Below are 12461 nucleotides of genomic sequence, written 5' to 3'. Positions count from 1 at the left end.
CTGGACATGGCGATGACCCTGCGTCTGAGCGACGAGGAGAACCGGCGGCTCGACGAGCTCGCCGCGGCTGAGGGCCGGTCGAAGCAGGAGGTCGTGCGGCTGGCGCTGGCCGAGCGGTGGGCCAGGTTGCAGAAGGAGGAGCAGTTGTCCGAGGTCCTCGGGCGGGTGCTGCCGAAGTACCGGGGGTTGCTGGACCGGCTCGGGTCGGCCTGAACTTCCATTCATTCCCGATCGAGTGAAGTGCCCTGACGTTCGAACAAGTGTTCGATAGTCTGGGTTCATGCAGCTCAATCGACGCAACCCGCTTCGTTCCCCCGTCGTCCGGTGCGAACGCACCCGTCGCCGCCGGCCGCCCCGGTATGGTGCGCCGTTGAAGATCGGGCCGCGGTCGGCGTGCACCTCGGTGCGCCGCGCGGTCGACACCATCCCCGCCGCCACCGGTGCGGTCGGGTTACACGGACCTGAGGTGGTCGGAGGTGCCGGAGGCATCCCGGACGAGGCGTGGCCGCGCCGAAGTCCCCGCCGCTCAGGACAGGGAGCGCGTCAAGCAGTGGTCAACTACCTCGACGCCGGCGACTTGCTCGTGCTGGCGACCGCCGTCACCGGCGGAGATCTGGTCGTGCGCGACTTAGGTCTCCTCGATTCCGCAGCGCATCGGCCACGGGCCACGGTGCTCGGCGTCGAGGCTTACGACACGCTCTGGCTGAAAGCGTCGGCCCTGCTCGACTCGATCGTGCGCACCCGTCCACTCGCCGAGGGCAACTGGCGGCTGGGCTGGGTCGCGGCGGTGACGCTGTGCGACATCAACGGCTGGTGGATCGACGCGGAGGAGGACGAGGCCCTGGACCTGGTCCGCGCCCTGGGCCGGGAACAGATCGACGTCCCCGGCATGGCCGCCCACCTGGAGGCCTGGAGCATGCCCAAGGAGGACTGACCCACCTCGGGCGTCTGACACCACCCCGCCCACGCGCAGCCCGCGCGCGGGCTGGGTCAAACGCGCTCCGAGCCACGCCCGCCGCCACCAGCCAGCCGCCGATGCCGGCCGCTGCTTCAGCCGCTGGCGCAGGCGGCTGTCCGGCCGCTGCTGTGCCCCACCGCCAGCCGTACCTGCCCGCCGGTGCCTGCCGCAGGGGCGGGACCGCGCTCGCCTCCTCGCGCTCCCGTGCCCTTTCATGCCCGCGCGCTCGCTGGCCCTTCCCGCGCGCCTGCCCCCGCTCCCGCTCCCGCGCCTGGCCCCGCTCCCATTCCCGCGCCCGCCCCCGTGCCCCCGTGCCCCTTCATGCCCGCGCGTGCCCGCTCGCCCTTCCCGCGCGCCCGCGCCCGCTGCCGTGCCCCCGTGCCCCTTCATGCCCGCGCGTGCCCGCTCCCGCGATCCGTCACCGGCCCCCGCGCCAGCTGGCCGATCCCTCCCCACCTCACCTCGCCTCGACCCCGGAAGTCGTGGCGTGCCAACACCTTCGCGAGCGCTGCGGGGCCATCCTGCGTTGTCACTCACTCGGATGGTTCGGCGGCTCAACCCCCGTTCGCTGTGTTGCACTCGAACCTGTAGTCGGCCGGACACCGACAGCGGTGTCCCGATTCGAGGAGAACCGCGATGGCCCTCCACGCCCTCACCCACCCGATCGCCACCACCGAACAACGCACCGCCCTCACCGCCCTGATGGCCCCACCCGAAACCGCCGTCAGCGACGCCCCGCTGCACGAACCGCAAGCGGCCGGCGGTCTCCTGCTCGGACTGCTCATCTCGCCCCCCACACCGAAAGAGCCGAAGGACCGGTGACCACCCAAGCCAAAGGCACCCGCCGATGACGACCGGTGGCCGCCTCGCCGAGACCTCCCTGGCCGGCGCGGCCGACGTGCTCGCCGGCCAGGTGGTCCACGCGTTGCGCGGTCGGGAGCGGCCGGGGTTGGTGGAGCACGTCGACTCGTCCGCCGACCGCACGCTGGTCCTCGGCGCGGTCCGGTTGGTCGGCGCCGACCTGTTCGCGCCGCACCTGCTCGCGGGCCACCTGCTCGACCCGGGGGACGTCGAGGTCGTCTCCGACTCCTTCGCCTGCTTCCCCGTCGTCCGCACACCCGCCTCCCACGAACAGCACGTCACCGCCTGGCGCGACTGGGCGACCGCGACCGCCCTCCTCCGCCTGGCCGACCCCGACGAACCCGATCCCTGCCCACCGGGCTGCGCCGACGCCGTCCTGGGTGACCCGGACGAGTGGCAGACCTGGTCCGTGCACGTCGCCCAACTCGCGCCACTCGCCCTGCCCGACCTCGGCGGCCCGGTCGTGGAGGCGGTCTTCGACCACCCGACGGCGGTGGCCCGGGGCGTCACCCGGTCGGTGCTGCGCCGCGACTACGCGACCGCCGTCCGGCTGGCCCGCTGGATCGCCCTGCTGCACCACGAAAGCATCAAAACCCCGCTCGACCCGACGCTCCTCGCCCAACACCTCCACCTCTACGCGGGCACCGGAGCGCGCCTCGCCCTCGACCTCGCCATCACCCGAAGGCTGCTGGAGGCCGCGTGACCACCACCGCGGCCCACCACGCCCACAAGCTCGCCACCACCGCCCTCGACTGGCTGCACACCCACCGCCACCTCGGCGCGTTCCCACCCGACGCCACCGACATCGGCGACCCGGACCGCCACTACAAGCCCCTGGGCGAAACGGCCCTCGCCGCGTCCCTGGTGCTGCGCGAGGGCGTGGCCGGCCCCGCGTCCCTCGCCCAAGCCCGTGACCTGCTCGACTTCACCTGGTCCGAGTTCCGCGCGGGCGACCTGCTCTACGAACGCCAACTCCGGCACTGGCTGCTCACCGACCCGCTGGAGACCTACGCCCACTTCGCCCGCGCCGGCCTGCGCCACGACCGCCTGCACGCCCTGCTGGAGCACAGCGCCGCCGTGGACAACTCGACCGAAGTCCTCCCGAACCGCCGGCTCGCCGTGGCCAACGCGCACCGCACCACGGGCATCGGCCCAGACCCGGACTGGACCGCCCTGACCCGCGCCACCTGGCTCGGCCGCACCCCGCAGCCGTGGGCGATCGACTGGACCGCCGGCTACCACGTCACCCACACCGTCTTCCACCTCACCGACTGGGGCGCCCGCCCGCACGACCTGCCGCCCGACATCGCCGACCACCTGGCGACCTGGCTGCCGGTGTGGGTGGACGTCTGGGCCGAGGTGGGGCAGTGGGACCTCGTCGGCGAACTGCTGATCGTCGGCGCCTGCCTGCCCGAACCGCACCTCGACCCGGCCGAGTGGCACGCCCTCGCGAACGCCCAGCACGACGACGGCCTCCTGCCCCGCGACGGCGAACCGGTCTCCGACGACCCGGCCACCCGGTTCACCGACCACCAGCACCCGACGGTCGTCGCCGTGATCGCCGGGACGCTCGCCCTGTCCCGCCTCCTCGGCGCCTGATGGACGAACTCCTCGCCCCACTGCTGACCGCCGCACCCGGCGCGACCGGCGTCGCCGTGGCCGCCCGCCGCCAGTACGAGGACACCGTGCTGCTGTCCGGCACCACCGCACGCGGCGGCGACCCGCTCACCCCGGGCACCCGGTTCGAGATCGGGTCGTTGACCAAGACGTTCACCGCGCTCCTGCTGGCCCAGATGGTCGCGTCCGGCGAAGTCGCCCACGACGACGAAGTCCGCCGCTACCTGCCCGGGACGCCCACCCCGATCACCCTCGCCCAACTGGCCACCCACACCTCCGGCCTGCCGCGACTCCCGCCCGGACTGCTGCGCACCGCGCTGCCCAGGTGGTTCAGCACCCCGTACGCGGCGTTCGGCCCGGACGCCCTGCTGGCGGCCCTGCCCCGCACCAAGACGCGCACACCCCCGACCTACCGCTACTCGAACTACGGCGTCGCCGTGCTGGGCCTGGCACTGGCCCGCGCGGCCGGCGTCCCGTACCCGGACCTGCTGGCCGCTCGCGTCCTGCGCCCGCTCGGCCTGCACGACACCGACTGCACCGGAACCCGCCAGGCCACGGGCCACTGGCACCGCCGTCCGCGCCCGCCGTGGGCCATCCCGGGTCTCCCCGCGGCAGGCGCACTGCGCTCCACGGCCCCCGACCTGCTCCGCTACCTGACCGCCCTGCTCGACCCGGACGCCACCCCGCTGCCCGCCGCCCTGGCCGACGTCGCTCGCCCGCGCGTGGTCCGGCCGGGCACCACGGACGACGTGTGCCTGGTCTGGAACCGCCGCGCCCGACCCGGCCGCACGCTGCTCTTCCACGCGGGCGGCACGCGCGGGTTCACCGCCTTCGCCGGGTACAGCCCGGACACCGGCACCGCGCTGGTCGCGCTGGCCAACTCGGGTCCGGGCTTGCGCGCCCAGTTCGTGCAGCGCTCCTACGAGGCCCTCCGTGCGCTCGCGACAGCATGATCACTCCCTTGCGCCATAATTCTGGACATCTAATATCCAGATATGCGGATGGGCGAGGGCGTCGAGTGGGCGGTGCACTGCTGCCTCGACCTGGCGTGGGTCGGTGACCGGGCCGTCCCGGCGGCCCGCCTCGCGGCCTACTACGACCTCCCCGCCGCCTACCTCAACAAGCAGCTCCAAGCCCTGGCCCGGGCGGGCCTGCTCACCTCGACCCCCGGGCCGAGAGGCGGCTTCCGCCTGGCCAGGACCCCCGAGCGGATCACGCTCATGGACGTGGTCAGCGCCATCGAAGGCCCCGACCATGCCTTCCGCTGCACCGAGATCCGCCGCCGCGGCCCCGGCGCGAACCACGCCGACCACAGCCGGTGCGCCGTGGACCAGGCCATGGGCGTGGCGGAGCTGGCGTGGCGGAGGGAGCTGGCCGCGCAGACCGTCGCCGACGTGATGGCGACCGTCCAGCGCACCAACCCCGACGTGCCCGACCGCGTCCGCCGCTGGTTCACCACCTGACAGGAGACACCATGCGCATCACCAACCCCGAGGGCCTGCACGACCCGGTCCCGTTCGGCTACAGCCACGTCGTCGCGGCGCCGGCGACCGAGGTCGTGTTCATCGCGGGCCAGTACGCGTCCGGCCCGGACGGGCGCGTGGTGTCCGACGACTTCGCCGAGCAGGTCGCGAAGTCGCTGGAGAACCTGGGGACCGCGCTCGCCGCCGTGGGCCTGGGCTTCGGCGACGTCGTCCGCCTCGGCAGCCACGTCGTCGACCACGACGAGACCAAGCTGGCGATCTGGGCCAAGGCCGTCGCCGACATCTGGGGCACCCGCCCACCGGCACAAACCCTGGTCGGCGTGGCCGCCTTGGCGATGCCCGACATGAAGTTCGAGGTCGACGCCATCGCCGTGCGCCGCTGACCCGACTTGAACCAGTACCCGAATCGGGTTGACCTGGAGTGCACTCCAGCTCCTACGGTCGTGGGGTGACGTACTCGATCGCTCAAGCGGCCGAGCGCAGTGGGTTGTCGATCGACACGCTGCGCTACTACGAACGGATCGGCCTGGTGGACCCGCCCGCTCGGGACTCCGGGGGTCGACGCACCTACAGCGACGACGACCTGGGCTGGCTCATCTTCCTCACCCGTCTGCGCACCACCGGCATGCCCATCCGGATGATGCGCGAATACGCCCAGTTGCGGCACCGCGGCGCGGCCACCGCGGGCAGGCGCAAGCAGATGCTGTTCGAGCACCGCGCGTCCGTCCGCGAGCGCATCGCCGAACTCCAGTCGTGCCTCGACGTGCTGGACTACAAGATCGCCCACTACGAGCAGATCGAGCACACCTTCGTGGAAGGGATCACCGCGTGACGTTCCTGGGGACCTTGGAGGTCGGGCCGCAGGGCTTGGGCTGCATGGGGATGAGCCAGTCCTACGGCCCCGGCGACGAGGCCGAGTCGATCCGCACCGTCCACCGCGCGTTGGAGCTGGGTGTGACGCTGCTGGACACCGCGGACGTCTACGGCCCGTTCACCAACGAGGAACTCCTCGGGCGCGCCCTGCGGGACCGCCGCGACCAGGCGGTGCTGGCCACGAAGTTCTCCCTGGCCGACCCGGACCGCCGCCCGCGCGGCGACGCGGCCTACGTGCGGCAGGCGTGCGAGGCGTCCCTGCGGCGCCTGGGCGTCGACCACATCGACCTGTACTACCAGCACCGCGTGGACCCGACCGTTCCGATCGAGGAGACCGTCGGCGCGATGGCGGAGTTGGTGGCGGAGGGCAAGGTCCGGCACCTGGGCCTGTCCGAGGCGAGCGCGGCGACGATCCGGCGGGCGCACGCGGTGCACCCGATCACGGCGTTGCAGAGCGAGTGGTCGCTGTGGTCGCGGGACATCGAGGAGACGGCCGTCCCGACGTGCCGGGAGCTGGGCATCGGCATCGTCCCGTTCTCCCCGCTCGGCCGCGGCTTCCTGACCGGCCAGGTCAAGCGAGAAGACCTGGGCGACGACGACGCCCGCCGCACCATGCCCCGCTTCACCGCCGACAACTACGACCACAACCTCCGAATCGTCGAAGCCCTCCGCTCGCTGGCTGCGGATCGCGGCGTCACCCCCGGCCAACTGGCATTGGCGTGGGTGCACCACCAGGGCGACCACGTCGTCCCCATCCCGGGCACCAAACGCGTGAAGTACCTGGAGGAAAACGCCGCCGCGGCAAACATCACCCTGTCCGCCGACGACCTGAAGGCCATCGAGGCCGCCACCCCCGCTCCAGCGGGCGACCGCTACCCACCCGAAATGCTCCGCCTCTCCAACCGCTGACCCGAGGAAATGAACACCCGCCACCTGGGCACCCTGGAGGTCGGTGCCCAAGGCCTGCACACAAATTCGTCGGTCCCCCCTGGGACAATGGAGACGGGGGCCGGAGGCCACGCCCGCGCGAGCGGCGCGGGCGGCCGCGCTGGCGCGAGCGACGCCGGCGGACACGCAGGTGCGACTGGCACCGGCGGACATGGCGCGACGACCGGGGCCGGCGGCCATACAGGCGCGACCGCGGCCGGCGGCCATGCGAGCGGCGCGGGTGGCGCTGGCGGCGATGCGGGTGGCGCTGGTGGACATGTGGGCTGCGCTGGCGGTCACGCGGGTGGTGCCGGCGGTCATGCGACCGGGGCGGGTGGCCATGCGGGTGGCGCAGGCGGCTATGCGGGCGGGGCGGGCGGTCACGTGGGTGGCGCTGGCGGTTACGCGGGTGGCGCTGGCGGTTACGCGGGTGGCGCGGGCGGTTACGCGGGTGGCGCGGGCGGCTATGCGGGCGCGGCGACTGGCGGCGGCGCGACCGGGGGAGGCGGCCGACGGGAGGCGATCGGGGCGGGCAGCGACCCCGAGGCGGTCCGCACGCTCCACCGGGCGCTCGACCTCGGCGTGACCCTCCTCGACATCCCGCCCGCCGACCACGAACTCATCGCCCGCGACCTCCGCCCGACCGAACCCACCCACCCCGACCCCACCACCGAGGCACTCCGGGCCATCGCCGCCCGGCACGACGTCTCACCAGCCCAGGTCGCCCTCGCCCGGGTGCACCACCAGGGCGCGGTACCAATCCCCGCCACCAAGAGGGTCAAGTACCTGCACGCAAACCTCGCCGCCGCATCACTACAACCGACCCCGGAGCAGCTCGCCCTGATCCCCTAAAGCAACTCCTCCAAGAGCGCCCGACCGGCAGGCCAGGGAACCAGGCCCCTCGGCCACGGTCAGGTGCCCGACCGGCCCGACGTCGACCAGCTTGGCACCCCACGCATCCGCGAACTCCTGCGCACGCTCGGGCGTCATCCACCGATCCGTGCGACTCGCGGCCACGATCGTCGGGAACGGGAACGCGGAACGGGGGATCGGCGCGAACCCCCGGATCGCCGGATCCGGATTGCGCTCGACGTCGGCCGGCGTGACCAGCAACGCCCCCTTCACCGGCCGCCGCCCACCACCCGCGACCCAATGCGCGACGGTCAACGTGCCCAGGCTGTGCGCGACCAGCACCGGCGACGACGACTCGGCCAGCACCTCGTCCAACCGCTCCACCCACAGCTCCCGCTGCGGCGTGTCCCAGTCGTCCTGCACCACCCGTCGGGAGCCGGCCAGGTCGAGCCCCCACAGCTCCTGCCAGTCACCCGGGTCGGGCCCGAACCAGCCGTCCACGAAAACCACCGTCATGGGGCTCATTCCATCAGGGACGCGGCGACCGTCGCCCCCAACTCCCAGCACCGCTCCAACGCACCCTTGTCCGGCCCGCCCATCACCTCGACGGTCTCCACGACCGCCTTCCACCCCAGCCCACCGGTGATGTCCCGGATCGCCTTCACCGCGCCCTCGGTGCCCTGGTTGCCGTGCACGTACGCCCCGAACGGCCGCCCGCGCGTGGCGTCGAGGCACGGGTAGTACACGGTGTCGAAGAAGTGCTTCAACGCCCCGCTGATGTACCCGATGTTGGCCGGCGTGCCCAACACGAACCCGTCCGCCGCCAGCACATCCGAAACCCCCGCCGACAACGCCGGCACCCGCACCACCTCGACCCCGACGATCTCCGGATCGGTGGCCCCCTTCACCACGGCCTCGAACAGCTCCTGCATCCCCGGCGACGGCGTGTGGTGGACGATCAGCAACCTCGGCACCCGGCCAGCCTGCCGGCCCACGCTCCCGGGCGCCTCACCAGTCGTACTCGTAGCCCTCCGGACCGGGTTGTCGTCCACGCCGTGCTCCCGAACAGGGGTCGCCCGGACGTCGATGTCGAACAGCCGCTGGAGACCCGCCGGCACGGCCCGTCGTAGTCCACAGCCGGCACCGTCGTACCGACCCGATAGCGTGGGACGTGGAACCGACAACGGCGTCGCGCGTCTCCATAGGTGACCGGGAGGGAGAAATGGACACTCGTAGCATCGCCACGATGAGCCGGAACCGGAAGATCACGTGGGGTGGTGGGGTCGCGGTCGGGGTCGGGCTCATCGGGTTGCCGTTGGTGTTCATCGCGCTGTGGCCGGGGGTCGACCACAGCCCGTGGGACGTCAACACGATGATCCTCGCGCTCGGTGTCGCGCTGAGCACCGTCAGCTACATCGCCGGGCGGATCGCCGTCTCCGCGTTCACCCAGAACCGGGTCAGCCCGCCGACCAAGCGGCCGTACGTGGTGGCGGGCGTGTCCCTCGTCGTCGCGATCCTGTGCCTGCTGATCGCCCTTATGGTGTGAGCAGTTCCGAGACCCGGGCGCGCAACTCGGCCAAGCGGTCCGCACCGCGCGCCCGTGCCGCGGCCAAGTCGCCGGACACCGGTTCGACGACCTCCAGGTAGGCCTTCAGCTTCGGCTCCGTGCCGGACGGCCGCACGACCACCCGCACGCCCTCGGCGGTCAGCCGCACGACATCGGCGTCCGGCAGCAGGTCCTCGAACGCGAAACCCTCGGGCGGGTTCGCGCGCAAACGGGCCATCAGCGCGCCGATCCGGCTCAGGTCGGTGAACCGCAACGACACCTGGTCGGTCAGGTGCAGGCCGTGGTCGAGCGCGAGCTGGTCCAGCGCGTCCAACAGGGTCCGCCCGGACGACTTCAGCCCCGCCGCGAGGTCGCACGCCAGCACGGCCGCCGAGATGCCGTCCTTGTCGTTGACGTACTGCGGGTCGACGCAGTTGCCCAGCGCCTCCTCGTACGCGAACACCAGCCCTTCGCCCGCGCGCACCAGCCACTTGAAGCCGGTCAACGTCTCCGCGTACCGCGCGCCGTACGAGGCCGCGATCGACTTGAGCAGGGACGAGGACACGATCGTCGTGGCCACCAAGGGATCCGGGGTGTCCACAGTGGACAGGACGAGGGAGCCGAGCAGGACGCCGGTCTCGTCGCCGCGCAGCATCCGCCACGACCCGTCCCGCTCCCGCACGCCCAGGGCACACCGGTCGGCGTCCGGGTCCAGCGCGACGGCCAGGTCCGCGTCCTCCTCGGCGGCGAGCTTGAGCAGCTCGTCCGCCGCGCCCGGCTCCTCGGGGTTGGGGAACGCGACGGTCGGGAAGTCCGGGTCCGGCACGGCCTGCGACCGCACCACCCGCACGTCGGTGAACCCGGCGCGGCGCAGGGCCTCCACGGCGAACTGCCCGCCCACGCCGTGCATCGGGGTCAGCACGACCTTGACGTCCCGGGCCGTGCCGCGCGGCAGCGACGCGACCCGCTCCAGGTACTCGTCGACGTCCGCGTCCGAGACCGGCAGGTAGTCCTTCGACAACGGCACCGACACGGCCGCCGGCACCGCCGCGATCGCGGCCTCGATCTCGCGGTCGGCGGGCGGCACGATCTGGCCGCCGCCGGCGAGGTAGAGCTTGTAGCCGTTGTCCGCGGGCGGGTTGTGCGAGGCGGTGATCTGCACCCCGGCGACCGCGCCGTGCTTGCGCACCAGGAACGCCAGCACCGGCGTCGGCAGCGGCCCGGGCAGCACCCGCACCGTGAACCCGGCGCCCGCCAGCACACCCGCCGCGGCCTCGGCGAACTCCTCCGACCCGTGGCGGGCGTCCCGGCCGACGAACACCGTGCCGTCGTGCCCCTTCGCCCGCAGCCAGGCGGCGAGCCCGGCCGTGGTCCGGATCACCACCGCCCGGTTCATCCCGTTCGACCCGGCCCGCACGGGTCCGCGCAGACCGGCCGTGCCGAACGTGAGCGTCCCGGCCATCCGGTCGGCCAGGTCCTCGACCGCGCCCGGCTCGCCGCCCATCGCCCGCGCCAGCACGCCCTGGAGTTCGGCGCGCGTGTCGGGGGAGGGGTCGTCGGCGATCCACCGGAACGCGGCGTCGCGCAGCGCCGGGGTCAGCGTCATGCGTGGGCCACCAGCTCGCGCAGCAGCGTGCCCATCCGGCTGGCGGCGGCGGCGCCGGCCTCCAGCACTTCCTCGTGGTTCAGCGGCTCGCCGGTGATGCCCGCGGCGAGGTTCGTCACCAGCGACAACCCGAACACCTCCACGCCCTCGGCCCGCGCGGCGATGGCCTCCAGGACGGTGGACATGCCGACCAGGTCGGCCCCGAGCGTGCGCAGCATCCGGATCTCGGCCGGCGTCTCGAAGTGCGGACCCGGCAGGCCCGCGTAGACGCCCTCTTCCAGCGAGGGGTCGATCTCGCGGGCGATGTCCCGCAGGCGGGCGGAGTAGAGGTCGGTGAGGTCCACGAACCGGGCCCCGACCAGCGGTGACGCGGCGGTCAGGTTGAGGTGGTCGCTGATCAGCACGGGCTGCCCGACGAACATGCCCTCCCGCAACCCGCCGGCGGCGTTGGTGAGGATGACCGACCGGACACCGGCCGCGGCGGCGGTGCGCACGCCGTGGACGACCTTGCCGACGCCCTTGCCCTCGTAGCCGTGCGTGCGCCCGAGGAGGACGAGGACGTTCTTCTCACCGACCGGCACGGAGCGGACCGTGCCGCCGTGCCCGAACGCGGTCGGCTTCTCGAACCCGGGCAGGTCACCCATGGGCACCTCGGCGGCGGGCTCGCCGATGAGGTCGGCGGCCGGCCGCCACCCGGACCCGAGCACGACGGCGATGTCGTGCCGAGCCACCCCGGTCCTCTCGGCGAGCACGGCGGCGGCGTGCTGCTCCAGGGCGCTGTCTCCGGTGAGGTCTTCACTGATGGCGGTCACGCCGCGAGCCTAATAGCCCGCCACAGCACCTGCCGCCACACACCCGCGCACCCGGCTGGACCGGGGAGGGGGCTGATCGGAGGGCGACGATGGCTTCGTCCGCTCGCAGCGATGACATGTGCGGCGGGTTGGGCAACGACACCATGGGGCTTGGGCGGGGTGTGGCTGGGCCGGCTGGCGGCGCTGGGCTGGCGGGCGGCGGGTCGGCGGGCGGCGCCGGGTGGCGGGTGCGGCCGGGCTGGCAGGGCTCGGCTGGCGGCTGGCGGGTGGCTGGCTGGGCTGGGCGGCGGGTTGGCTGGCTGGGCTGGGCTGGGCGGCGGGTTGGCTGGCTGGGCTGGGCTGGGCGGCGGGTTGGCTGGCTGGGTTGGGCGGGCGGCGGGCGGCGGGTCGGCTGGCGGCGCTGTGGCCGGTGCGTGGCGGGTTCGGAAGCGGCGCTGGCTGGGCGCGCGGCGCCGGGTGGCCGGCGGGGTCGGGCCGGCGGGCGGCGGGTTGGTGGGCGGGCTGCGCGGGTGGCGGAGGCGGGCGAGGCTCGGCGGCGTGCGCGGCGGGCCAGCGGTGTCTGGGTTGGGCGGCGGGATGGCTGGGTGTGGGTTGGCCTGGAGGGCAGAAAATTTTACTTCAGTCAACTGAAAATTTTAGCTGCACGAACGTGTTCAACCCGCCGGCGGGGGGCGTTGGGCGGGGGGCGTAGGGCGGGGGCGCTGAGCGGGCGGTGTGGGGTGGGCGGTGTGGGGTGGGCGGTGTGGGGTGGGCGGTGCTGAGTGGGCGGTGCTGAGTGGGCGGTGCTGAGTGGGCGGTGCTGAGTGGGCGGTGCTGAGTGGGCGGTGTGGGGTGGGCGGTGTGGGGTGGGTGGCGCTGGGCGGGTGGCGTGCGGTGGGCGGTGTTGTGTGGGTGTGGGGTGTGGCTGGTGGGTGGTGGTGTGTGA

General features: G+C 73.2%; 16 protein-coding genes. 12 read left to right on the top strand and 4 right to left on the bottom strand.

The annotated features are described in order from the left end of the window. The first annotated feature begins 6 nt into the window (after positions 1 to 6). The 11 genes from RIN75_RS14755 (at position 7) to RIN75_RS14705 (ending at position 7572) form a co-directional block, all read left to right on the top strand. Positions 7 to 213: a type II toxin-antitoxin system VapB family antitoxin gene (locus tag RIN75_RS14755; protein WP_015105038.1), complete on the top strand. Its 207-nt coding sequence runs from the start codon at positions 7 to 9 to the stop codon at positions 211 to 213. 337 nt (positions 214 to 550) lie between these two features. After that, the gene (locus RIN75_RS14750; RefSeq protein ID WP_309112465.1) at positions 551 to 934 is read left to right on the top strand and encodes a Fic family protein; all 384 of its coding nucleotides are present in this window, start codon (positions 551 to 553) and stop codon (positions 932 to 934) included. 660 nt (positions 935 to 1594) lie between these two features. Next, positions 1595 to 1780: a hypothetical protein gene (locus tag RIN75_RS14745; RefSeq protein ID WP_309112464.1), complete on the top strand. Its 186-nt coding sequence runs from the start codon at positions 1595 to 1597 to the stop codon at positions 1778 to 1780. Between the two features lie 25 nt (positions 1781 to 1805). After that, positions 1806 to 2522, top strand: a complete 717-nt coding sequence (locus RIN75_RS14740; protein WP_309112463.1) for a hypothetical protein — start codon at positions 1806 to 1808, stop codon at positions 2520 to 2522. Next, positions 2519 to 3418, top strand: a complete 900-nt coding sequence (locus tag RIN75_RS14735; protein ID WP_309112462.1) for a DUF6895 family protein — start codon at positions 2519 to 2521, stop codon at positions 3416 to 3418. The genes RIN75_RS14740 and RIN75_RS14735 overlap by 4 nt, the downstream gene beginning before the upstream one ends. Then, positions 3418 to 4389: a serine hydrolase domain-containing protein gene (locus tag RIN75_RS14730; protein WP_309112461.1), complete on the top strand. Its 972-nt coding sequence runs from the start codon at positions 3418 to 3420 to the stop codon at positions 4387 to 4389. Before RIN75_RS14735 ends, RIN75_RS14730 begins: the two co-directional genes overlap by 1 nt. A gap of 42 nt (positions 4390 to 4431) precedes the next feature. Further along, positions 4432 to 4899, top strand: coding sequence for an Rrf2 family transcriptional regulator (locus RIN75_RS14725; RefSeq protein WP_309112460.1), 468 nt, complete (start codon positions 4432 to 4434; stop codon positions 4897 to 4899). An 11-nt stretch (positions 4900 to 4910) separates the two neighbouring features. Beyond that, positions 4911 to 5303, top strand: a complete 393-nt coding sequence (locus tag RIN75_RS14720) for a Rid family hydrolase (RefSeq protein WP_309112459.1) — start codon at positions 4911 to 4913, stop codon at positions 5301 to 5303. 65 nt (positions 5304 to 5368) lie between these two features. After that, a complete protein-coding gene (locus tag RIN75_RS14715; RefSeq protein WP_309112458.1) occupies positions 5369 to 5752 on the top strand; it encodes a MerR family transcriptional regulator in 384 nt (127 codons plus the stop codon). A 44-nt stretch (positions 5753 to 5796) separates the two neighbouring features. Beyond that, entirely contained in the window at positions 5797 to 6702 is a 906-nt protein-coding gene (locus RIN75_RS14710) for an aldo/keto reductase (RefSeq protein WP_309112519.1), read from the top strand. Positions 6703 to 7104: 402 nt separating this feature from the next. After that, complete coding sequence (locus RIN75_RS14705) at positions 7105 to 7572, top strand: aldo/keto reductase (RefSeq protein WP_309112457.1); 468 nt, start codon at positions 7105 to 7107, stop codon at positions 7570 to 7572. Here the strand turns inward: RIN75_RS14705 and RIN75_RS14700 are convergent. Further along, positions 7534 to 8088: an alpha/beta hydrolase gene (locus RIN75_RS14700; RefSeq protein ID WP_309112456.1), complete on the bottom strand. Its 555-nt coding sequence runs from the start codon at positions 8086 to 8088 to the stop codon at positions 7534 to 7536. The genes RIN75_RS14705 and RIN75_RS14700 overlap by 39 nt on opposite strands. A gap of 5 nt (positions 8089 to 8093) precedes the next feature. Beyond that, a complete protein-coding gene (locus RIN75_RS14695; protein WP_309112455.1) occupies positions 8094 to 8546 on the bottom strand; it encodes an NAD(P)H-dependent oxidoreductase in 453 nt (150 codons plus the stop codon). Between the two features lie 272 nt (positions 8547 to 8818). Between RIN75_RS14695 and RIN75_RS14690 the strand changes: the two genes are divergently transcribed. Further along, positions 8819 to 9118 carry a hypothetical protein gene (locus RIN75_RS14690; RefSeq protein ID WP_309112454.1) on the top strand — a complete coding sequence of 100 codons (300 nt, stop codon included), beginning with the start codon at positions 8819 to 8821 and terminating at the stop codon, positions 9116 to 9118. Here RIN75_RS14690 and RIN75_RS14685 read toward each other — a convergent pair. Beyond that, entirely contained in the window at positions 9108 to 10724 is a 1617-nt protein-coding gene (locus RIN75_RS14685) for a phospho-sugar mutase (RefSeq protein WP_309112453.1), read from the bottom strand. The genes RIN75_RS14690 and RIN75_RS14685 overlap by 11 nt on opposite strands. Next, positions 10721 to 11536, bottom strand: coding sequence for a purine-nucleoside phosphorylase (locus tag RIN75_RS14680; protein WP_309112452.1), 816 nt, complete (start codon positions 11534 to 11536; stop codon positions 10721 to 10723). Before RIN75_RS14680 ends, RIN75_RS14685 begins: the two co-directional genes overlap by 4 nt. Positions 11537 to 12461 lie beyond the last annotated feature (925 nt).

The sequence above is a fragment of the Saccharothrix sp. genome, assembly GCF_031180885.1.
Lineage (GTDB): Bacteria > Actinomycetota > Actinomycetes > Mycobacteriales > Pseudonocardiaceae > Actinosynnema.
The sequence above is the reverse complement of the archived record's forward strand: the minus strand, read 5'-3'. Positions and strand labels throughout refer to the sequence as shown.

Coding starts and splice junctions, on each gene's coding strand:
- RIN75_RS14755 (WP_015105038.1), top strand. CDS start 7: ATGGCGATGACCCTGCGTCTGAGCGACGAGGAGAACCGGCGGCTCGAC.
- RIN75_RS14745 (WP_309112464.1), top strand. CDS start 1,595: ATGGCCCTCCACGCCCTCACCCACCCGATCGCCACCACCGAACAACGC.
- RIN75_RS14740 (WP_309112463.1), top strand. CDS start 1,806: ATGACGACCGGTGGCCGCCTCGCCGAGACCTCCCTGGCCGGCGCGGCC.
- RIN75_RS14730 (WP_309112461.1), top strand. CDS start 3,418: ATGGACGAACTCCTCGCCCCACTGCTGACCGCCGCACCCGGCGCGACC.
- RIN75_RS14725 (WP_309112460.1), top strand. CDS start 4,432: ATGCGGATGGGCGAGGGCGTCGAGTGGGCGGTGCACTGCTGCCTCGAC.
- RIN75_RS14720 (WP_309112459.1), top strand. CDS start 4,911: ATGCGCATCACCAACCCCGAGGGCCTGCACGACCCGGTCCCGTTCGGC.
- RIN75_RS14710 (WP_309112519.1), top strand. CDS start 5,797: ATGGGGATGAGCCAGTCCTACGGCCCCGGCGACGAGGCCGAGTCGATC.
- RIN75_RS14700 (WP_309112456.1), bottom strand. CDS start 8,088: ATGACGGTGGTTTTCGTGGACGGCTGGTTCGGGCCCGACCCGGGTGAC.
- RIN75_RS14690 (WP_309112454.1), top strand. CDS start 8,819: ATGAGCCGGAACCGGAAGATCACGTGGGGTGGTGGGGTCGCGGTCGGG.
- RIN75_RS14685 (WP_309112453.1), bottom strand. CDS start 10,724: ATGACGCTGACCCCGGCGCTGCGCGACGCCGCGTTCCGGTGGATCGCC.